At 70.4% G+C, this 21,151-nt stretch carries 16 protein-coding genes; 13 read left to right on the plus strand and 3 right to left on the minus strand.

Annotated features, from left to right (window positions below; genetic code table 11):
- Positions 1-21: 21 nt before the first annotated feature.
- A complete protein-coding gene (locus VKV26_04955; GenBank protein ID HLZ69242.1) occupies positions 22-3,447 on the plus strand; it encodes a carboxyl transferase domain-containing protein in 3,426 nt (1,141 codons plus the stop codon).
- Positions 3,448-3,564: 117 nt separating this feature from the next.
- Here the strand turns inward: VKV26_04955 and VKV26_04960 are convergent, their stop codons facing one another.
- Positions 3,565-4,422 carry a hypothetical protein gene (locus tag VKV26_04960; GenBank protein ID HLZ69243.1) on the minus strand — a complete coding sequence of 286 codons (858 nt, stop codon included), beginning with the start codon at positions 4,420-4,422 and terminating at the stop codon, positions 3,565-3,567.
- 352 nt (positions 4,423-4,774) lie between these two features.
- Here VKV26_04960 and VKV26_04965 point away from each other — a divergent pair, with 352 nt between their 5' ends.
- The 9 genes from VKV26_04965 to VKV26_05005 all read left to right on the plus strand — a co-directional run bounded on the left by VKV26_04965 (position 4,775) and on the right by VKV26_05005 (position 15,278).
- Complete coding sequence (locus tag VKV26_04965; protein ID HLZ69244.1) at positions 4,775-6,013, plus strand: acyl-CoA dehydrogenase family protein; 1,239 nt, start codon at positions 4,775-4,777, stop codon at positions 6,011-6,013.
- A 30-nt stretch (positions 6,014-6,043) separates the two neighbouring features.
- Positions 6,044-7,201: a M20/M25/M40 family metallo-hydrolase gene (locus VKV26_04970; protein ID HLZ69245.1), complete on the plus strand. Its 1,158-nt coding sequence runs from the start codon at positions 6,044-6,046 to the stop codon at positions 7,199-7,201.
- 35 nt (positions 7,202-7,236) lie between these two features.
- A complete protein-coding gene (locus VKV26_04975; protein ID HLZ69246.1) occupies positions 7,237-8,079 on the plus strand; it encodes a polysaccharide deacetylase family protein in 843 nt (280 codons plus the stop codon).
- Positions 8,076-8,903 carry a polysaccharide deacetylase family protein gene (locus VKV26_04980; protein ID HLZ69247.1) on the plus strand — a complete coding sequence of 276 codons (828 nt, stop codon included), beginning with the start codon at positions 8,076-8,078 and terminating at the stop codon, positions 8,901-8,903. The genes VKV26_04975 and VKV26_04980 overlap by 4 nt, the downstream gene beginning before the upstream one ends.
- A 15-nt stretch (positions 8,904-8,918) precedes the next feature.
- Entirely contained in the window at positions 8,919-9,251 is a 333-nt protein-coding gene (locus tag VKV26_04985) for an antibiotic biosynthesis monooxygenase (protein HLZ69248.1), read from the plus strand.
- A 194-nt stretch (positions 9,252-9,445) separates the two neighbouring features.
- Positions 9,446-11,179 carry a PEP-utilizing enzyme gene (locus VKV26_04990; protein ID HLZ69249.1) on the plus strand — a complete coding sequence of 578 codons (1,734 nt, stop codon included), beginning with the start codon at positions 9,446-9,448 and terminating at the stop codon, positions 11,177-11,179.
- A gap of 44 nt (positions 11,180-11,223) precedes the next feature.
- Positions 11,224-13,485 carry a pyruvate, phosphate dikinase gene (locus VKV26_04995; GenBank protein HLZ69250.1) on the plus strand — a complete coding sequence of 754 codons (2,262 nt, stop codon included), beginning with the start codon at positions 11,224-11,226 and terminating at the stop codon, positions 13,483-13,485.
- 134 nt (positions 13,486-13,619) lie between these two features.
- On the plus strand, positions 13,620-14,669 hold the full coding sequence (locus tag VKV26_05000; protein HLZ69251.1) for a hypothetical protein: 1,050 nt from the start codon (positions 13,620-13,622) through the stop codon (positions 14,667-14,669).
- A 51-nt stretch (positions 14,670-14,720) separates the two neighbouring features.
- Positions 14,721-15,278, plus strand: coding sequence for a hypothetical protein (locus VKV26_05005; protein ID HLZ69252.1), 558 nt, complete (start codon positions 14,721-14,723; stop codon positions 15,276-15,278).
- Positions 15,279-15,482: 204 nt separating this feature from the next.
- On the opposite strand, the gene VKV26_05010 is transcribed toward VKV26_05005, so the two are convergent.
- Positions 15,483-16,709: an MFS transporter gene (locus VKV26_05010; GenBank protein ID HLZ69253.1), complete on the minus strand. Its 1,227-nt coding sequence runs from the start codon at positions 16,707-16,709 to the stop codon at positions 15,483-15,485.
- 209 nt (positions 16,710-16,918) lie between these two features.
- Here VKV26_05010 and VKV26_05015 point away from each other — a divergent pair, with 209 nt between their 5' ends.
- Both VKV26_05015 and VKV26_05020 read left to right on the plus strand, forming a co-directional pair.
- Complete coding sequence (locus VKV26_05015) at positions 16,919-18,124, plus strand: CoA transferase (GenBank protein ID HLZ69254.1); 1,206 nt, start codon at positions 16,919-16,921, stop codon at positions 18,122-18,124.
- Entirely contained in the window at positions 18,121-19,449 is a 1,329-nt protein-coding gene (locus VKV26_05020; protein HLZ69255.1) for a CoA transferase, read from the plus strand. Before VKV26_05015 ends, VKV26_05020 begins: the two co-directional genes overlap by 4 nt.
- A gap of 229 nt (positions 19,450-19,678) precedes the next feature.
- On the opposite strand, the gene VKV26_05025 is transcribed toward VKV26_05020, so the two are convergent.
- On the minus strand, positions 19,679-20,512 hold the full coding sequence (locus tag VKV26_05025; protein ID HLZ69256.1) for an enoyl-CoA hydratase/isomerase family protein: 834 nt from the start codon (positions 20,510-20,512) through the stop codon (positions 19,679-19,681).
- Between the two features lie 341 nt (positions 20,513-20,853).
- Between VKV26_05025 and VKV26_05030 the strand changes: the two genes are divergently transcribed.
- Positions 20,854-21,069: a hypothetical protein gene (locus VKV26_05030; protein HLZ69257.1), complete on the plus strand. Its 216-nt coding sequence runs from the start codon at positions 20,854-20,856 to the stop codon at positions 21,067-21,069.
- Positions 21,070-21,151 lie beyond the last annotated feature (82 nt).

Here is a 21,151-nt window from a genome sequence, read left to right on the forward strand (position 1 = left end):
CGTGCGCGAGTGAGGAACGCCGTGCCGTTGTCCAGGCTGCTCGTGGCCAACCGTGGTGAGATCGCCGTGCGCATCCTGCGTGCCGCCGGTGCGCTGGGCATCGCCACCGTCGCCGTTTACTCCGAGGACGACGCCCAGTCCCTGCACGTCCGCCGCGCCGACGAGGCCGTGCCGCTGCGCGGCGCCGGCGCGGCCGCCTACCTCGACGTGGAACAGCTCCTTGCCGCCGCCCACGTACAGGGCTGCGACGCGATTCATCCCGGCTACGGCTTTCTCAGCGAGCAAGCGGACTTCGCCCGCGCCTGCGCCGAAGCGGGCATCGCCTTCGTCGGTCCGGATGCCGAAGCGCTGGCGACGTTCGGCGACAAGATCCGTGCCCGCGCCCTGGCCGAGCGGCTCGGCGTACCGGTGCTGCGCGGCAGCGCGCGGCCCGTTTCGCTGGAGGAGTGCCGCGCCTTCTTCACCGCGCTGGGCGGCGGCGCCATGGTGATCAAGGCGGCCGCGGGCGGCGGCGGGCGCGGCATGCGCGTGGTCACGGCCGCGGCCGCGATCGACGAGGCGTACGCGCGCTGCCGCTCGGAGGCGCAGGCCGCCTTCGGCGACGGCCGCCTCTACGTCGAGCAGCTCCTGCCGTACGCCCGCCACGTGGAGGTCCAGGTCGTCGGCGACGGCAGCGCCGTCAGCCACCTCTGGGAGCGGGAGTGCAGCCTGCAGCGCCGGCACCAGAAGCTGGTGGAAGTCGCGCCCTCTCCCGCGCTCGCGCCCGCCCTGCGCGCGGCGCTCACCGGCGACGCCGTACGGCTTGCGGCGGCCGTCAACTACCGCGGCCTCGGCACCTGTGAGTTCCTCGTGGACGAGACGCCCGGCGCCGAACCGGCCTACGCCTTCATCGAGGCGAACGCCCGCCTGCAGGTCGAGCACACGGTCACCGAAGAGGTGTTGCGCCTCGATCTCGTGCAGGCGCAACTGCAGATCGCCGCCGGCCGTTCGCTGGCGGCGCTCGGACTGGATCAAGCGCGCGTGCCGGCGCCACAGGGCCACGCCGTCGAGGTGCGCATCAACCTGGAGACGATCGACGCCGGCGGCGCGGTGCGCCCGAGCACCGGCACGCTGACGGTCTTCGAGCCGCCGAGCGGGCCGGGTATCCGCGTGGACAGCTGCGGCTACGCCGGGTATCGTACCAACCCGAACTTCGACTCGCTGCTCGCCAAGCTGATCTGCTGGTCGCCGTCGCCCCGCTTCGCCGACGCGGTCGCCGCCGCCTACCGCGCCCTCTGCGAGTTCCGCAGCGAAGGGGCGCAGACCAACATTCCCTTCCTGCAAAACCTGCTGCGTCACCCGGACGTGGCCGCCGGCAGGGTCAGCACCCGCTTTCTGGACGATCACCTGACGGAGTTCGTCGCCCGGAGCGCCGCGCACCCGAAGCGGTTCTTCGAGGCAGCGCCGGCGCCGAGCCGCGCCGGCGTACGGCTCGATGCCGCCGATCCGCTGGCGGTGCTGAGCTACGGCAGGTCCGGCCGTGCGGCGATCCCGTCGCCGGCTCTTCCAGACGGCGCCTTCGCCGGCGCCGCAGATGGGTCGAGCGGCACGATCGCAGTGCGCGCGCCGATGCAGGCGACGGTCGTGAGCGTCGACGTGCAGGCCGGGGAGCCGGTTCGCCGCGGACAGCAGTTGCTGGTGCTGAACGCGATGAAGATGGAGCACGTGATCCAGGCGCCGGGACCGGGGATCGTGCAGGCGATCGTCGTCGCGCCGGGGGACACGCTGTACGAGGGCGACCCCCTCCTCTACCTGGAGGAGCGCGAGGCCGAGGCCGGCGAAGCGGACGCAGCCGGCCAGCAAGACCTCGATGCAATCCGCCCCGACCTGGCCGAAGTGCTGCGGCAACGCCAGGTCACCGTGGCGGACCCGGTCCGCCTCGAAGCGATCGAGAAGCGCCACGCGCGCGGCGGGCGCACGGCGCAGGAGAACGTGGAAGACCTCTGCGATCCCGGCAGCTTCGTGGCCTACGGCCGGCTGGCCGTGGGCATGGGGCTGCGCGGCGCCGCCGACGAGCTGCTCGCCTACGCCCCGGCCGACGGCATGGTCATGGGCCTGGGGCACGTGAACGGCGATCGCTTCGACGAGACGAAGTCGCGCTGTGTCGTGCTCGCCTACGACTACACGGTGCTCGCCGGCACGCAGGGCGGCATGAACCACAAGATGCAGGACCGGATGCTGGACGTGGCCGCGCGCCTGCGCGCTCCTGTTGTGTACTTCACCGAGGGCGGCGGCGGGCGCGCCGGCGGCGGCAGCCGCAACGCCACGGGGCAGGGCAGCAGCTCGGAGCGGGCGGGCGGCGGCGGCGGCCTGGCCACCCCGACCTGGAACAAGCTCGGCCGGCTGAGCGGGTTGGTGCCGATCATCGGCGTCAACGCGGGGCGCTCGTTTGCCGGCAACGCGGCGCTGCTCGGCTGCTGCGACGTGATCATCGCCACGGCCAACAGCAGCATCGGCATGGGCGGGCCGGCGATGGTGGAGGGTGGCGGCCTCGGCGTGTTTCGCCCGGAAGAGATCGGCCCGATGGCGGTGCAGGTGCCGAACGGGGTGGTCGACATCGCCGTCCGCGATGAAGCCGAGGCGGTGCAGGCCGCGAAGCAGTATCTCTCCTACTTCCAGGGTCCGCTGCAGCAATGGGAGTGCGCCGACCAGCGCCTGCTGCGTGGCCTGATCCCGGAGAACCGGCTGCGCATCTACGACGTGCGCAACGTGATCGAGACGCTGGCCGACTCGGGCTCGGTGCTGGAGTTACGCCGCGGCTTCGGCCTGGCGATGATCACCGCCTTCATCCGCGTCGAAGGGCGGCCCGTGGGCGTCGTGGCCAACAACCCGGCGCATCTCTCGGGCGCGATCGACAGCGCGGCGGCGGACAAGGCGGCGCGCTTCATGACGATCTGCGACGCCTTCGACATCCCGCTGCTCTTCCTCTGCGACACGCCGGGGATCATGGTTGGCCCCGAGGCGGAGAAAGAAGCGACGGTGCGGCACAGCGCCCGCATGTTCGTGGTGGGCGCGAGCGTGACGGTCCCCTTCTTCACGATCATCCTGCGCAAGTCCTACGGCCTGGGCGCCCAGACGATGGGCGCCGGCAACCACAAGCTGCCGCTGTTCACGATCGCCTGGCCCACGGCGGAGTTCGGCGGCATGGGGCTGGAGGGCCAGGTGAAGCTGGGGCGCCGCCGCGAGCTGGAGGCGATCGCGGACCCGCGGGAACGCGCCGCCGCCTTCGAGCGCATGGTGGCCGCGGCCTACGAGCGCGGCCGGGCGCTGAACGCCGCGCACGTGTTCGAGGTGGAGGACGTGATCGACCCGGCGGAGTCGCGCCACTGGCTGCTCGCCGGCCTCAAAGCCAGCCCGCCCGTGCTCCCGCGCGACGGCAAGAAGCGGCCATGCATCGACCCGTGGTAGGCGCGCTCTAGCCAGCGCGCGGCGCGGATCGTCGCCCGCTGGCGCCCGATCGCGACTCAACCGATTCCGCCGGCGCACCACCGTGCCGGCGGGCGCGGAGGTCGGCGCCAGCGGCGATCACACCGGCAATGCATCCTGGCCGCGCCGGTAGCTGCCGATCAGTTGCGCCGTGTTGCGGTTGACGAAGGCACGGCCGTGGAGCGGATGCTGCAGGCTGCGCACCTCGTGCTCCAGCTCGGCCACCTGCTCGCCCGTCGCGGGATCGACGATCTTCTGGAAGCGAAACTGGTGGTTGCGCAACTGCTCCGTCACCAGCCCTTTCGCTTCCAGCGCGGCGTACGGAGCGGAGAAGTTGGCGATGTAGACCGCGATGTGGTGCCCGTCGTAGGCCGGGAGCGGCTCGGCGGTCTCGCGGAAGCGGAGCACCTGCCCGCGGCCGGCCGGAATGGTGGCCGCCGCATCGCCATCCTGCTGCACGGTTGCGGGCACGCGCATGACCTCCCGGTAGAAGCGGGCGATGCCGGCCGCCGCACCGGGCCTCACCAGGAACTCAACGTAGGGGATGCCCAGCTGCATCGCGCCGAAGGCCTCCTGCGGCGCGTAGCAACGGAAGTGATTCCCCCAGGGGCAGGTCGCTGACACATATTCCGCTTCGGCCGACCAGGCGAACCGCGTGCCGGCCAGCGGCGACTCGAGCCGCTGCAGCCGCTGCTGAAGCGCGCCAAGATCGGGCACGACGAGGCCGATATGCCCCGGAATCACCTGAACTCCCCTCGTCGGCAGGTGAAACTGCTGCTCGCCGGCGTTGGCCCACATGTTCTCGATGCCGACCATCATGTACGGGTCGCGCGTCAGCCCCAGGCCGACGATGTAGAACTGGGTCGCCAGCGCCTGGTCTGGAACGGTGACGTTGACGTGTTCGAGCGAGACGATGTTGCCGATGTCTTCGGCCGCGGCCGCGCCGTCGCTTCCCATGCCACTCCCCCTCGTGTCAGCTCAATGCGTGCAGGTAGAACAGGGCGACCCGTTGCCGGCGTTACCAGCTGTCAGTATAGACCGGCCGCGACCGTTGCAGCCGGACAGATCGCTGAAGGCGAGCGCAAACGACGGGGCGCTCTCCGACGACGAACGACGATCGCATGATCTACGCGCTCGAAGCCGTCCCCGCGGCACGGCCTGCCGGCATTTGCGGTACCTTGATGGCGATCGCGAACGCGGCGTCGGACGCCGGCGCCCGCTCGCGTGCAGCGTTCCCCGTCCGGGTCTGCGAACCGCCGGTCCAGCGTCGCCGTGCACGGGCGACGCGGGCGGGAGAAGGAGCGAGGCCGTGGATCTGACGATCTCCGCCGAAAGGCAGGCGCTGGTCGAGCAGGCGAGGGAACTGGCGGCCGGGTACCGCGCGGAGGCCTTCGCGCACGACCTCGGCGCCGAGTTCCCGGCGCTGGCGTTCGAGCGGCTGCGCGAGGCCGGCTTTCTGCGCTTGTCGCTGCCGCCGGAGCTGGGCGGCCAGGGCTTCTGGTCGCTTGTGCCGCCGCTCACCGACCGCTTCGTGCCGTACTACCAGGTGCTCGCCGCACTCGCGGCCGGCGACGCCTCCACCGGCCAACTGGTGCAGATCCAGACCCACGCCACCGGCATCATCGCCCGTCACGCCAACGCCGAGCAGCGCCAGCGCTTCCTCGACCCGGTGGCCCGGCATGGCGCCCTGATCTCCTCCTGCGGCAGCGAGGCCGACCCCGCGACCCCGAGCTCGCCCCGCGCCCCCAACAGCGAAATGTTGCCGGTGCCGGGCGGCTTCCGCGTCACCGCCGCCAAGCACTTCGCCTCGCTCGCGCCGGTCGCGGACTTCCACCTCGTCTACCTGCGTGCGCCGGGCATCGAAACCCCCGGCCAGGGCACCGTCTTGATCGTCGTGCCCAGGGATCACCCCGGCGTCTCGGTCGTGGACAACTGGGATACGCTGGGCATGCGAGCGACCATTAGCTGGCAGCTGAAGCTCGACGATGTCTTTGTCCCCTGGGAGAACGTGCTCGGCCAGCCGGGTGACTGGGTGCTCAACGACCCGCGCACCTTCACCCTCGCCTATGCCGCCAACTACCTCGGCACGGCCCAGGGCGCCTACGATTTCGTGCTGGCGCTCGTGCGCGAGCGGCCGGCGATGCTGGACGACGATGTCACCGCCTACATGCTCGGCGAGATGGACGCGGCCTTGCAGGCGGCCTCCGCCTCGATGAACTACGCCGCCTGGCTGTGGGAGCAGGGCCGCTTCACCGATGCGGAGATCGCCGGCGTGCGCGCCGTGCACACGGCCAAGCAGGCGGCGCTGACCGTGACCAACAAGGCGATCGAGGTCGTGGGGGCGCGCGGCACCTTCCGCCACCTGCCGCTTGAACGTGCGCTGCGCGACGTGCGCACCTTCACGCTGCACTCGCGCGACTCGCGCAACACGCGCCGCATCGCCGAAGCGGCGGTTAAGGGCGCCGGCCACTCGAAGGAGACGTACGGCCCGCTGGTCGAGCGCCTGACCTGGGAGCAGATCGGCATCATGCAGCCGGTCACCGTCTGAGGCCGGCGGGCCCGTCTGTGGAGGGAGCTCATGTCCGACGTCCCGGCCTACTTCGCCTACCTCAAGTCGCGGCAGGCGGCGATGGTGGAGGAGGTCAAGCGCTACTGCGCGATCGAGAGCGGTTCGCGCGACAAGGAGGGCATCGACCGGGTGGGGCCGCTGGTCGCCGCCGCGTGGCAGGAGCTGGGCTTCACGACCGAGACGATCGCCCAGCCCGAGAGCGGCAACCACATGATCGCGCGACGCCCAGGCGCCGGCCGCGGCCGCCTGCTCTGCCACATGCACCTGGATACCACGCAGCCGCGTGGCACGATCATCGAGCACCCGATCGAAGAGCGGGACGGGCGGGTCTACGGGCCGGGCATCATCGACATGAAGGGCGGCTGGGTGGTCCTGCTCGGGGCGTTCCGGGCGCTGCGCAACGCCGGCTGGGATGGGCTCGAACGGGCCACGGTCTTTCTCTGCGGCGATGAGGAGCTGGGCAGCCCCAGCGGCCGGCCGCTGATCGAGGCCGAGGCGCGGGCGGCCGACTGGCAGGTGATCATGGAGCCGTCGCGCACCGGCCCGCTCGTCATCTCGCGCGGCGTGGTGGGCGCGATCGCCTTCACCATTTACGGCAACGCGGACGACCGCCCCGGCGAACAGGCGGCGAGCGCCATCGCCGAGGCCGCGCACAAGATCCAGGCGCTCGAGGCGCTCTCCGACCCGGAGCGGGGCACGCGCCTGCGGGTGGGCATCGTCGAGGCCGGAACGGCGCGCCAGGCCGTGCCCGTGAAGGCCTGGCTGAGCATCGACCTGCGCGCCCGCACGCAGGAGGACGCCGAGGCTCTGGTGCGCGGCGCGACGGCGATCGCCGCGCAGACCGTTGTTCCCGGCACCCGGACGGTGATCACCGGCGGCATCACCCGCCCGCTGTTCAAGCGCAATCCGGGGAACGTGCGCATGCTGGAGCTGGCGCAGGCGGCCGGGCGGGAGCTGGGGCTGGAGATCACGGAGGCGCCGATGAGCGTCGGCGGCTCCGACGGCAACTTCGGCGCGGCGATGGGTCTGCCCTCGCTGGACGGCCTGGGGCCGGCTGGCGGCGCGGAGAACAACCGCCAGTACATCCTCGCCGACTCCCTTCCCCAGAAGGCGGCGCTGCTGGCAGGCGTGATCAGCCGCCTGCCGGAGCTGCTGGAAACTCGCTGAGGCGCCGGGTGAGAACCGGCAGGGAGAGCGCCGCCATGAAGTACCGCTGGCCCAACGGCGCCCGCTGCGTCGTAATGCTCACGTTCGACTGCGACGGGCCGGGCAACGAGATCGGCCGCGGGCTCGATCCCGCCGGCGCCCACTCCATCGGCCGCTACTCGCCGCGCCGCGGCCTGCCGCGCGTGCTCGAGATGGCCGACCGGCAGCAGATCCCCATCACCTGCTTCATGTGCGGCCACGACGCCGAGCTGCACCCCGAGTACATCTCGCTCATCGGCCAGGCGAAGCAGGAGATGGCCGCGCACGGCTACGTGCACGAGGGCTGGGCCATGCCGCCGGACGAGGAGATCGCGCTCCTGCGCAAGACCCACCGCATCCTCAGCGAACTGTCCGGCACGGCTCCCGTCGGCTGGCGGGCGCCCGGCGGGCAGAAAAGCAACGTGACGCTGCCGACCCTGCGGGAGCTTGGCTACGTCTACGACACGAGCGACAAGGACTTCGATGGTCCTTATCCGGCCGTGGTCGGCGCCGGGCCGTCCACCGAGATGGTCTCGCTGCCGAACATCACCTCCACGCTCGACGACGCCTACATGTACGGCACGGGGCGGCTCTCGCCCGAGGAGATCCTCGAGCTGTGGAAGGGCGAGTTCGATGCCCTCTACCACGGCGCCGGCTACTTCGTGATGACCCTGCACCCGCGCGGCGGCCGCGGCGGCTCCGGTGTGCCCGGGCGCCTGCGCGCGATCGACCGCCTCGTCTCGTTCATCAAGACCTATCCGGACGTCCACTTCACCAACATGCGTGACCTGGCGCGCTGGTGCCTCGACGCGGAGAGCGGCGTGATGCAGGCGACGGCCCATCTGGGAGGCCGGCCATGACCATCACCGACTTCTGGCCGCCGGGCAGCCAGGCCGCCGCCGCGATCAGCGTCAATCTCGAGGCGGAGAGCGTCGATCGGCGCGAGTCGGAGCTGCCGCTGTGGGGCCGGCGCTCGCACGGCCGCTACGCCGCCCAGGCCGGCGCCTTCAACCTGCTGGACCTGTTCGAGCGGCAGTCGGTGCATGCCACCTTCTTCATCAACGGCTGGGACGCCCGGCGCTACCCCGCCCTGATGGAGCGGATCGCCGCCGCCGGGCACGAGGTCGCGGCCTCCGGCTGCCTGCATGAAGACTTCAGCGCCCTTTCGGCCGAACAGCAGCACGCCGTGCTGGAACAGTCCGAGGCGGCGCTCAACTCCGTGTTCGGCAGCCGGCCCGCCGGATTCCGCGCCCCCGACCGGCTGATGACGAGCGAGACCCACGCCGTGCTCGCCGCCCGCGGCTACGCCTACGACTCCAGCTGCAGCGACGACGACGTTCCCTACGTCATCGATGCCGGGCAGGGGCGCTCGCTGCTCGAGATCCCCGTGCAGGAGCCGTACTCGGACCGCTGCTACTACGAGGCGCACCGCACGCCGGCAGTGGTGCGCTCGGCGCTCGCGGACCTGTTCGACGCCGCCTACGACGAGGGCGCGCTCTTCACGCTCATGATCAGCCCGCGTGGCGATGTGGGCTCCGGGCGCGGCCTGCGCGCCCGCGTGGTGGAGTCCGTGATCCAGGCGATGAAGGAACGCCCCCGCCTCTGGCTGGCGACGTGTGGCGACCTCGCCGGCTGGATGCAGCGAACGCGCGGCCCGGCAGAGATCCCCGGTGCAGCGCGCTGACGGCGGATCAAGCGCATGGAGGGAAACGGCATGATCACGATGTGGGTGAAGGTGCGGATTAAGCCCGAGCTGCGGCGACGCTTCCTCGAAGCGATCGAGGTCGATGCCCTCGGCTCGGAGCGGGATGAGCCGGGCTGCATGCGCTTCAACGTCCTGCAGGACGCGCAGGACAACGCCGTCTATTACTTCTACGAGGTCTACAAGGACGAGGCGGCGCTGGAGGCGCACCGCCGCATGCCGCACTACGAGGTCTGGCGCGGAGCAGCCGATACCCTCGACGGCCCCGTCGAAGCGACCCGTTGCCAAACGGTGTTCCCGGAAGACAGCGCCTACTGGAGCAAAAAGTAGCTGCTCGGCGCCGCGGGCCGTCACGCTCGTTGGCGCTGCGCCGCAAGGCCGTAAGCCGGCGTCGCACGGCCGTGACCCTTTACCCAACTGTCGCCGTCCCGCAATAATGCTGCACCGGCCCGCTCGGCTCCAGCCGCCTCAGCGGCCCTGGCCGGCGCCGCCAGTCTGCAGGCAATTGCGGGGAGGCAACGAGCATGGACCCATGGATCGTCGGCAGCAAGCCGAGCGCACGTTATCCGCTGTGGACGCGCGCCAACGTCGGCGAGGTGTTTCCCGACCCGGTCGCACCGCTGACGTTCAGCCTGCTGATGAGAGATGTCGTCGAAGGCGCCTGGCGTGACGCGCTCGTGCAGATGGGCGCCTTCACCTACGACGAGTTCGCCCCCGGCGAGATGGAGACGCTCGGCGTCTTCGGCGGCTACTGCTACCTCAACGCCGCCGTTACCCGCATCCTCGGCGAGCGGGCGCCCGGCCTCTCCGCCCAGGCGATGGACGACCTCTTCTACGGCTCGCAGCCGGGCGTTCCGCCCTACGAGCCGGCGCCAGGCGACCACAACGAGGAACGCACCGCCGCCATTGGCGAGACCTTCGCCTGGGTGATGAGCGCCACGCAGCTCGACGCGCCCGCCGCCAGCGCGGCGCGCGTCGCGACGCTGCGCGACAAGCGGCCGGACCTCGACGCGATGAGCAATCCCCAGCTCTGGGCCTACGCCCGCGACCTGCTGCTTGCATACTTCCGTCAGCTCTTCTCCGAGCACATCTACATCACCTTCCTCAGCCCGATCCCGGTCGGCGTCCTCGCCCAGATCTGCGCGGCGGTGAACCGGCCGGAGGACGCGATGCGCGTGATCTCCGGTGTGGGCGACGTGGAATCGGCGGCGCCGTCGCTGGCGATGTGGCAGCTCAGCCGTCAGGTGGCGGCCGATCCGGCGCTGATGGCGGCCTTCGACGCGGGCGTGCCGGGCCTGCTCGACCGCCTCGCCAAGGGCGGACCGGCCGGTGAGAAATTCCTCGCCGACTTCAGCGGCTTCCTGCGCACATTCGGCTCGCGCGGGCCGAACGAGTGGGAGATGCGTAACCACACCTGGGAGACGCGGCCCGAGCTGGCGCTGGCGGCGATCGACCGCATGCGCCTCGCCGGTCCCGAGGCCGCGCCCGCTGCCCGCAACCGCCAGATGGCGGCCGAGCGCGAGCGCACCGTCGCCGAGATCTCGGCCATGCTCGCCGGCGACGCCGCGACGCAGGGCGCCTTCCAGGCGGCCGCGAAGGCTGCCATGCTCTTCCAGGCCGGGCGCGAGCGCACCAAGACCAGCGCGATCAAGCCGATCCACGAGGCGCGCATGGCGATGCACACGATCGGCCGGCGCCTGGTGGCCGAGGGCAAGGCCGACGAAGTGAGCGACTTCGGCCTCGTGCTGGCGACCGAGATGGACGGCTGGATCGCCGATCCGGCCTCGCTCAGAGACGAGATTCGCCGCCGCCGCGCGCTGTTCCACGATTACGCCGCTCTGCGCGAGCCGTTCGTCTTCGCCGGCACGCAGCCCGACCCCGACACCTGGCCGCCGCGCGAGGAGAACTCGGTGAAGCCCGTCGCCCCCGGCGAAGTGCTCACCGGCTTCCCCGGCTGCCCCGGCCAGGTGACCGGCGTGGCGCGCGTCGTGCTCGACCCGCTGGACCCGACCGCGCTCAACCCCGGCGAGATCCTCGTGGCGCCGATCACCGACCCGTCGTGGACGCCGCTGTTTGTCGCCGCCGGCGGCGTGATCGTCGATGTCGGCGCGGCGCAGAGCCATGCCATGATCGTCAGCCGCGAGCTGGGCATTCCCTGCGTGCCCTCGGTCACCGACGCGACACGGCGCATCCCCGACGGCGCCACCGTGCTGGTGAACGGCGATGCCGGCACGGTGACCATTCTCTCTCTGACCTGACTTCGCCCGCCGCGGGGCGTGGCGTGGTTCTTTCGGATGCATGGATGGCGCTGAGACACGGCAGCGACCTCGATCAGGCAGGACCAGCGGCGATGAACGCCGATTCGCAACCGGCGCCGGCGGTCGTCGCCTTTGATCAGCCGCTGCCCGAGGGGCACGACCCGGCGGCGCTGCTCGGCGGCAAGGGCGCCGGGCTGGCGGAGATGACGCGCGGGCTTGGCCTGCCTGTGCCGCCCGGCTTCACGATCACCACGGCGGTCTGCCGGCGCTATCTGGGCTCCGGCTGGCCCGACGACCTGGACGAGCAGATCGCCGCGCAGCTCGAACGGCTGGCCGCGCACACGGGTCGCCGCTTCGGCGATCCGGCGGCGCCGCTGCTCGTCTCCGTGCGCTCGGGCGCGCCCGTCTCCATGCCGGGGATGATGGACACGCTGCTGAACGTCGGCATCACGCCGGCGATCCGCGACCGGCTCGCGGCGCAGAGCGGCAGCCCCGCCTTCGCCGCCGACACCTGGCTGCGCTTCTCTCGCATGTATGCCGAGATCGTGCTCGGCCTTCCCGAAGCCGAGATCGGCGCCGCCGCGGCAGCAGACGGCAGCGTCAGCGGCGGGCTCGCCGCCGCCGAACGTGTCCGCCGGCTGGCGGCCGAGCGCGTGCCGCCCGGTATTCCGGGCGGGCCGCATGCACAGCTGCGTGGCGCAATCGAGGCCGTCTTCCGCTCCTGGAACTCCGAACGCGCCCGCGTCTTCCGCGCGCGGGAGAACATTTCCGATCAGCTCGGCACGGCCGTGACCGTGCAGGCGATGGTGTTCGGCAACCTGGACGACCGCTCCGGCACCGGCGTCGCCTTCACGCGCAACCCGGCCACGGGCGAGGCGGCGCCCTACGGCGACTACCTGCCGCGCGCCCAGGGCGAGGACGTGGTCGCCGGCACGCACACGGTCTCCGGCCTGGACACGCTGCAGCGGCAGCTCCCCGAGGTCTACGCCGAACTGATCGAGACGCTGCGCACGCTCGAACGGCATTACCGCGACCTCTGCGACGTGGAGTTCACGGTCAGCGGCGGCCGCCTCTGCATCCTGCAGACGCGCATCGGCCGGCGCAGCCCCCTCGCCGCCGTGCGCATCGCCGTGGCCATGGCGGAAGAGCCGGACTTTCCCCTCAGCAAGGCCGAGGCGGTGGCGCTCATCGACGACGGCGTGCTGCAGCAGCTCGCGGCCGCGGTGCGCGTCGACCCGGAGGCGGCGCCGATAGCGAGTGGCCTCGCGGCCTCACCCGGCGCCGGCGCGGGCGTGCTCTGTTGCGACCCCGGCCGCGCCGCTGAGCTGAGCGCGAAGGGCGTTGCCGTGGTGCTCGCCCGTGAGCAGACCTCGCCGGCCGACGTGCACGGCATGGTGCGGGCGGCCGGCATCGTCACCGCGAGCGGCGGCGTCGCCAGCCACGCCGCGGTCGTCGCCCGAAGCTGGGGCATCCCCGCCGTCACCAGCGTTGCGGGCGCACAGATCGACGACGCGGGCCTGCGCCTGGGCGACGCGCTGATCGCCGAGGGTGCGCTGGTGACGGTGGACGGCGGCACGGGCCGGCTGTTCCTGGGCGACTGCCGCGCGGCCGGGGCGGCCGAGATCGCCGAGCTGCGCACGCTGCGCCGCTGGCGGGTAGAGCTGAGCGCGGAGCCGGCGCCGGCCGCAAGCGCCGCCGCGCCGGGCCGCGAGCAGGTGACGCTGCTTGAACTGGCGCGCACAGTGCAGTTGAAGGGCCTCTGCCCACCGGCGCGCGCCGCCGCCGCACTCGGCGCGACGCAGCCGGCGATCGAAGCCTGCATCGCGGGGAACGCCGCCAGCTTCCGCGCAACGCCGCGCGGGGTAATGCTCACGCCGGACGGCCGCGCCTGGCTCAGCGAGCAACTCGCCGCCGAGCGCGCCGCCGTCGCCGCGGATGCAATCGAGTCCTGCTACGGGCGCTTTCTGCTGCTCAACGCCCGTTTCAAGCAGCTCGTGAGCGACTGGCAGCAGTCATCCGCCGGCGCGCAGACGGAAGCTGCCTTCGCCGGCCTCGTGCGCACGCTGGGCGCCCTGCACGCCGAGCTGCGGCCGCTGCTGGAGGAAACCGCGGCGCATCTCTCCCGGCTCGGTGGCTATACGAACCGCTTCGAGCGTGCCCTGGCCGCGCTGCGCGCCGGCGACGCCTCGATGCTCGCCTCGCCGTTGAAAGACAGCTATCACACGGTCTGGTTCGAGTACCACGAGGAGCTGATCGCCCTCTGCGGCCGCGACCGCGCCGCCGAGGAACGCGCCCACGGCGGCTGAGCCGTACCCCCGCACCATCTCCACCACCGGAGACGCCCCGTAGTGGTGGCCTGATTTGGGACCAAGCAAGCTCCTGTAGCACCTCGACGCCGAAGGCCTACTTCTCCACCAACCCGTTCAACTGGAACGAGGAGATGAGCCTAATCGTCGAGCAGCAGGGGGCATGCAGCCCGACCTACTTCTACTTCTACCAGTCCACTGACGGCGGCCAGAGCTACCAGTACTTCTATGGCGGGACCGCCAACCAACTCGCCATGACGTATGGCAATTTCGCAGCCGGGACGAACTTCTACTACGCCGTCTACGCCTGCGATGCCTATTGCCCTAGCGTTCCGGGCTACGTCACCGTCACCGACAATGGCCCCAGCACTACCAACGCGTTCAACTACGTCAGCGGCCAGCAGTGGTTCTACCAGAACACCGGGTTCGTGAACAACGGCGGCGGCTACAGTGGCTTCTACCTCTCTAGCTCCCCGAGCGGTGCCGACCGGTACCTCGCCGTCCTCCAAACGCCGCAGCCGGGAACCAACCTCACCAACTTGGGCGAAGCGTTTACGTACATCGACGCGTACACAGACAACGACGTCTTCTATCAGGTCGGGTACGCGCAGAACGCGGCCGGCTTCGAGTGGTTCGCGGCCACCACCTACCAGGGCCAGGGTTACAACACGACTACCCGCCAGTGGAACGGCGTCGGCTGCGCTTCGGGTACATCGCGCTACGACTACTACCCGGCAGCTACGGGCGGAATCACCGTACGGTGCAATCTGTCCGGAACCGCGCCCAACACGCAGCAGACGTACGACGTGCACAGCTACACCAACGTCGTGTACACCGGCGTGAACGGGAGCTATATCCTGGACGCGACCGAGAGTAACCTCGGCTACATGTACCGAGCCGCGGCGGTCCAAGAGGCAGTCGGTGGCGCTCAGAGCCCGCAAACGACCTTCGCCCAAACCTCACCAACCAAGGCCACAGGCGACATGGTTGAGTCGTGGTTCCAGTACAACGGCCAGAACTTCTCCACCATCGTGTCCGACTACTTTGTTAACAGCGATGTCTTCGACAGCAACCGCAACACCACCTCGCCTGAGTGCGGTCTGCCGAACGTCGCCAGCATCCAGCGCGAGACACCCGCCTATCCGTGGGGTATGCGCTGGGACGCTGGGCTACCGGACTGCTAGGCATGGAGAGAGCAGCCGCAGCCGATGAGGTCGGCGTTCCGGGGTGAGACCATGAGATTCGCCATCTGGTATACGTCACTGCTCTGGCTGCCGCTGCTCTTGTTCCTCGCCGGCGGCAGAGCAGCGCCACACACTGGCGTCGCGCAGACAGCGACGCCCACCGGTGGCCCACCGCCGCTGCTGATTCCCTACTCCGCTGGCTGGAATCTAATTTCCGTTACCCAGGCTGGGGCGGGGATACCCGAAAACGTCCAACTCTATACGCTCGCGCCGGGTGGGATGACGTACGCGGCCGTTTCTCCGACCGATACCAAGCCGGGGGTCGGCTATTGGGCGTACTTCCCCACCGACAATCATGTGTTGCTCATTCCGCAGACACTCTGCCAGTCCTGCGGCGCGCCCTTGTCCCCCATCACGCTCCCTGCCGGCCAGTGGGTGATGACTGGCGACCCTATCACGGCGCCAGTCACGCTCACCGGTGCCGACGCCGTTTACGTGTACGGCGCAAGCACAGGGCAGTACCAGCAATCGACGCGGCTCTACCCCGGCCAGGGAGCGTTCGCCTATTCCGCAGCAGGTAGTAAACTAACCTTCAGTTACGGTCCATGACGTGCGCTACGTTAGGCACGCCGCCGTCAGTTGCGGCGAAGTCTACCGCGGCCGCTCCGCCAGCGATGCCAGCGACGTTCTGCAAAATCATGTGGAGAAGCTCAGCCCTATGGCGATGGAGTAGGCAACTCCAATCAACTGCGCCCTTCGTGGCGCCAGCCACGACCCACGATCCGCCGCACCCACGCCGTGCACGGTCGTCGGCTAGTCCGGCAGGCGCAGGGCCAGCAGACCCGCCAGCGGCGCCAGCACGGCGCAGAAGACCAGCACCGGCAGCAGCCCAATCCGGTCGCCCACGAAGCCGAGCGGAATGGCGCCGAGGCCGCCCAGACCGATCGAGAAGCCAAGCATCAGCCCGGAGGCCATGCCTACGTTCCGCGAGAGCAGCGTCTGGCCGCGGACGGTCAGCACGTTCCAGCTCGAAAGCAGCAGGATGCCGCTGCCGGCCGCCACGAGGTAGAGCCAGGCGCCGTCCAGCCGCGGCAGCACGAGCAGCAGCGGCCCCGCGGCGATCAAGGAGAGCACGATCACCGGCTTCGCCGCGAAGCGATCGGCGAGGAAGCCGCCCAGCAGCCCGCCGAAGGCGCCGGTCAGGCTGAAGACCGTGATCACGTTGGCCGCGTGACTCGCGGCGTAGTGATGGTCGGCGTAGCGGTGGCTGTAGTAGAAGGGCAGGAAGGTGGAGACGCTGAGCTGCGTCCACGAGCGCAGCACGACGATGCCCAGCAGCAGCCCGAGGATGCGCCGGTGGGCGCGCAGCACACCCCAGAGCGAGGGCAGCGCCTCGCTTCCGCGCGCCGGCGCCCAGTTGCGCGGCGCGAACAGCAGCAGCGCCAGCGCCATCAGCAGGCCGGGCGCCATCAGGTACGGCGTGGCGTGCAGATCGTGGCCGGCGACGGCCTGGACGATCTTCGGGCTGAGCGCAAAGCCGGCGCTGCCGCCGACGAGATACACCGACATCAGGGTCGATTTGCGCCGCCCCGCGCTGGCCACGACCATGGCCGCGGCCTGCGGATGGTACATCGCCGTGCCAAGGCCGGCCAGCACCGCAAAGAGCACGAGCACGAGAAAGCTGGGCGCCACGCCCAGCAACGAGCCGCCCACGGCCGAGGCGGCCAGGCCGATCACCGAGATCAGCCGCGTCGTGTAGCGGTCGGCAAGGTGCCCGAGCAGCGGCTGAATGATCGACGAAGTGATCGTGTACGCCGTGACGATGATGCTGGCGCGCCCCACGTCGAAGCCGATGCTCAGCGCCAGCAGCGGCAGCAGGATCGCCAAATACTGGCCGTAGGAGTCGTTGACGAAGTGCGCCAGCGTCATGCCGGCGATGCGCCAGAGCGCGGGAGCCGCTTCGGCGGCCGGCGCCGCCGGCGCGGGGACCGCCGCGACGGCCATGCCCGGAGCCGCTAAAGTCCTTGACGAACGCGCCATGCCAGGCCTCCGCCGCTGAGCGCTTGTCGCACAGTGTTGCACGGAAGCGCCGGCTACGGCAGCAGCCGGTACGCGCCGTACGGGCGCCGCGATCCCCTTGCGTCGCGCGTCTTAACGCGCCACTGTGAAGCCGGAAGCGCCCAGCGCGCCGCGCGACGAACCGGTTCCGGCGGGCCCGGCGCAGCATCAGCCAGCGAGGGCTTGAGCGCATGCAGGCGTTTGACGATGTCACCGTTCTCGATCTGACCTGCCACGTTGCCGGACCGTACGCCACGCGGCTGCTGGCGGACTTCGGCGCCGACGTGATCAAGATCGAGCGTCCGGGCGGCGACCCGGCGCGGGCGTTGGGACCGTTCCAGGGCGACGCGCCCCACCCGGAGAAGAGCGGCCTCTTCTTCTACCTCAACTGCAACAAGCGCTCCGTGGTGCTGGATCTGAAGCGCGAGGCCGCCCGGTCGGCGCTGCTGCGGCTGGCCGATCGCGCCGACCTCGTGGTCGAGAGCTTCCGCCCCGGCGTGATCGAGCGGCTGGGCATCGGCTGGGAGACGCTGCAAGCGCGCAAGCCCTCGCTTTCGCTGATCAGCGTCTCAAACTTCGGCCAGACGGGGCCGTACCGCGACTACCGCGCCTCCGAGCTGGTGCTGTACGGCTTCGGCGGCGAGATGTACTCGATGGGCCTCACCGAGCGCGAGCCGGTGAAGATGGCCGGCACGGCGGCGCTGTTCGAGTCGGGTTCCGCCGTGGCCGTCGCCGCTGCCGGGGCGCTGTTCGCGAGCAGGCGCTTCGGTATCGGCCAGCGGGTCGATATCTCCCTGGCGGAGACGCAACTCGGCGGCGTGGACCGGCGCCACGCCGCGGCGATCGGCTACCAGTTCAGCGGGCGCAGGATGGTGCGCACCGCCGGCGCGGCGGCCGGCATGCCCGGCGGCATCTACGCCTGCGCCGACGGCTACGTGGACTTCAACGGCGCCGGGCTGTATCCCGATCGCGTGCTCGACATGCTCAATTCGCCGGAATGGGCGCTGGACCCGAAGTACGCCGACCCGCTCGCGCGGCTGAACCCGGCGATCATCGAGGAGTGGAACGCGAACTTCATCGCCTGGTGCATCGAGCGCACGAAACGCGAGATCTGGACCGAGGCGCGGCGCGCCAGGGTGCTGTGCGGTCCGCTCTTCACCATGCAGGACATGTACGAGGACGAGCACTTCCGCGGCCGCGGCTTCTGGCAGAAGGCCGAGCACCGGCTGATGGGCGAGGTCGAGATGGCCGGGCGGCCGTTCATCATGCAGCAGGGCGGCTGGCAGTTACGCCGCCCGGCGCCGCTGCTGGGCGAGCACACGCAGGAGGTGCTGCGCGAGGCCGGCGTCAGCGAAGCCGCGATCGCGGCCGCGACGGGCGAGGGGGTGCTGCGATGACGGGACGCATGCCGCTCGAGGGCTACCGCGTGATCGATCTCTGCGTCGTCTGGGCGGGGCCGTTCGCCACGATGCTGCTGGGCGACCTCGGCGCCGAAGTCATCAAGGTCGAAAATCCGTTCGTCTTTCAGCCGTTGACCCGCGGCGCGATGGCGCACCCGCCTGCGGCCATGATCGAGAATTCGCCCGCATGGTCGGGCGGCTTTCCCAGAAACCAGCTTGGCCCACGCCCCTGGAACTACGGCCCCACCTTCGTCAGCATCTTCCGCAACAAGAAGAGCTTCACCGTCGATCTCCGCCGACCGGAAGGGCTGGAGCTGCTGCAGCGCCTCGTCGCCAGGTCCGACGTGGTCTACGAGAACAACGCCACCGGCACCATGGAGAAGCTGGGCATCACCTACGACTGGCTGCGGCAGGCGAACGAGCGCATCATCTTCGTGCGCGTGCCAGCCTACGGCAGCAGCGGGCCGTATCGCACCGCCCGCGCCCTCGGCGTGCACCTCGAAGGGGTGATGGGCCACACGCTGCTGCGCGGCTACGAAGACACGGACCCGTCTGCCAACACCGCGATCTACTCCGGCGACTACCTGGCGGGCGCCCAGGGTGCCTTCGCCGTGATGGCCGCGCTCTGGCAGCGCGAGAAGACGGGCGAGGGCCAGCTGATCGAGATCGCGCAGGCCGAAAACGCCGCGTCGATGTTCACACAGGCGATCATGGATTACACCCTGAACCGTCGCGTGCAGGGCACGATCGGCAACCGCGATGTCTTCGGCCGCGCGCCCTGCGGCGTCTACCCGGCGCGCTCCCCCGGCACGGCCGAAGCATCGCTCGACCGCTGGGTCAGCATCCACTGCACCGACGATGCCGCCTGGGAGGGGCTGAAGCGGGCGATGGGCAGCCCCGCCTGGGCCGAGGAGCCGCGCTTCGCCACGAACGAGGCGCGCGCCGCCAACTTCCGCGAGCTGGACGCGCTGATCGGCGCCTGGACGGCTGAGCTGGAGGACTACGAGGTGATGCGCCGCTGCCAGGCCGAGGGCGTGGCCGCGGCGCCGGTGCTGGAAGCGTCGCGCACCTTCGACGATCCACAGCTGCGCGCCCGCAACTTCTTCCGCCGGCAGCGGCAGGCCGACGCGGGCGAGTACGAATATTTGGGGCCGATGTGGCAGTTCGGCGAGACGCCGGTCGAGTTCTACCAGCCGCCGGTGATGTTCGGTGAGCACAACGACTACGTCTACCGCGAGCTGCTGGGTTGCAGCGAGGAAGAGTACCAGCGCTTCCAGGACGCCGGCCACGTCGCGATGGAGTACGACGCCAGCGTGCGCTGACAGACGGGGCGGCCCTCACCCTCACCCCCTTACCCCTCCCCCTCGCCCAGGATTGGGAGAGGGGGAGGGGCGATCGTGGGTTGGAGCGTTCCGGAGGGCGTCGGGTTAGCGATCTGCTGCAGGGGCGCGCCGGCCAACTCGACGCCATACGCGTCAGCACCACTGGATCGCCCCTCGCCCAGGATTGGGAGAGGGGTACGTGAGCTGGAGTGAGGGCCGATGGCCGCGTTCAGCGTTGCTCGCGGTAGAGGGCGTCGCGCGAGGCGCGGAACGCCTCCCAGCCCTGATCACGCAGCACGCGCAGGTGCTCGCTCTGCGTCGAGTCCGCGCCCTGCACGTACGCCTGCACCAGCGGGTCGGCGCGGTAGTCGAGCGCGGCGGGCAGGCCGGCCAGCTCGTGCACGCGGTTCACCAGCAGCTTGTTCAACCGCACGGTGCTCTGCTTGAGCGCGATGATCTTCCTCGCCATCTGCTCGGCCTCGGCCAGCAGCCGCTCGGCCGGCACCACGCGGTTGACCAGGCCGAGCCGCCGCGCCTCGTACGCGTCATACATCTCACCGAGCAGCAGCAGTTCCTTCGCCTGCTTCGGACCGGTAAGGAAGGGCGAGATCAGGATCGGCGGGCCGAAGCCGTGGCGGATCTGGATCTCGCCGAACTTCGCGTCGGCGGCCGCGATCGTCAGGTCGCAGATGCCGGCCAGCTCGCAGCCCTGGCCGACGGCGTGTCCCTGCACGGCGGCGATCACCGGCTTGGGCAGGCGCCAGATCGCCATGCAGATCTCCATGGCGCCGGGTGAAGGCAGGCCGTCTTCCGACGGCGTGGACTGGATATCGCCGCCGGCACAGAAGGAGCGGCCGGCGCCGTGCAGGATGACGACCTTGACCGCATCCTCGCGCTCCGCCCACTCCAGCGCGGCCATCAGCCGGCGGCGCAGCGACCAGTCGATCGCGTTGAGCACAACGGGGCGGTTGAGCGTTACCCAGCCGATGCCGTCTTGTTCGCGGAAGAGCACATCGTCGGCTGAAGGCGGCGGCACCGGGATGCCGTCTGGGGTCATGCGCATGGTCGCTCTCCTGCGACTGGCCTCCAGCGTGCGGCGGGGTGGTAGGCCGTCTGCTTGCAGGGTGACGGAAAGCGCTACGAGGGGGAAGGGCCGAGGCGGGCCGGCTGCTGTCGTAGCCGAGCGGCGTGCGCTGTCCAGGCTCGCCGATCCAGGGCCGGCTGCGTGCAGGTCGCGTCATGTCGGAGTCCATCGGCTTCACCGCTGCTTGTGTGAACATTGCATTAAACGTGCAAATAGCCGGCCGGCGGTATCGTGCTACGGGGTAGGCGCGGGCGATAATAGTGGTGGCGCAAGCCGCGCCGACCCGTCGCGGCGGTCATCAGTCCCGAGAGAGGCACGTCATGGCGCTGAACAAGTTCTTTGTGGAGTACGACGAGGACGCGGGGCAGCTCGGTCTGCAAGACGCGGAAGTCGGTCCGCTGGGTTATGCCTACGACTACCAGGATGCCTACCGCCGCGCCAAGCAGCTCGTGCGCGACGTCAACGTTGTGCGCGTGCGCGTGGTGCGCCGCGCCAAAGGCAAGCCGGAAGAGATCGTGGCCGAGGTCACGGACTAACGGGCACCGGGCCCGTGGCGGTGGACCAGTGTGCGCCACACCGCGACCGTGTCGACCATTGCATACTGACGGAAGCCCGGCT

The sequence above is a fragment of the Dehalococcoidia bacterium genome (assembly GCA_035310145.1).
Classification (GTDB): Bacteria; Chloroflexota; Dehalococcoidia; order CAUJGQ01; family CAUJGQ01; genus CALFMN01.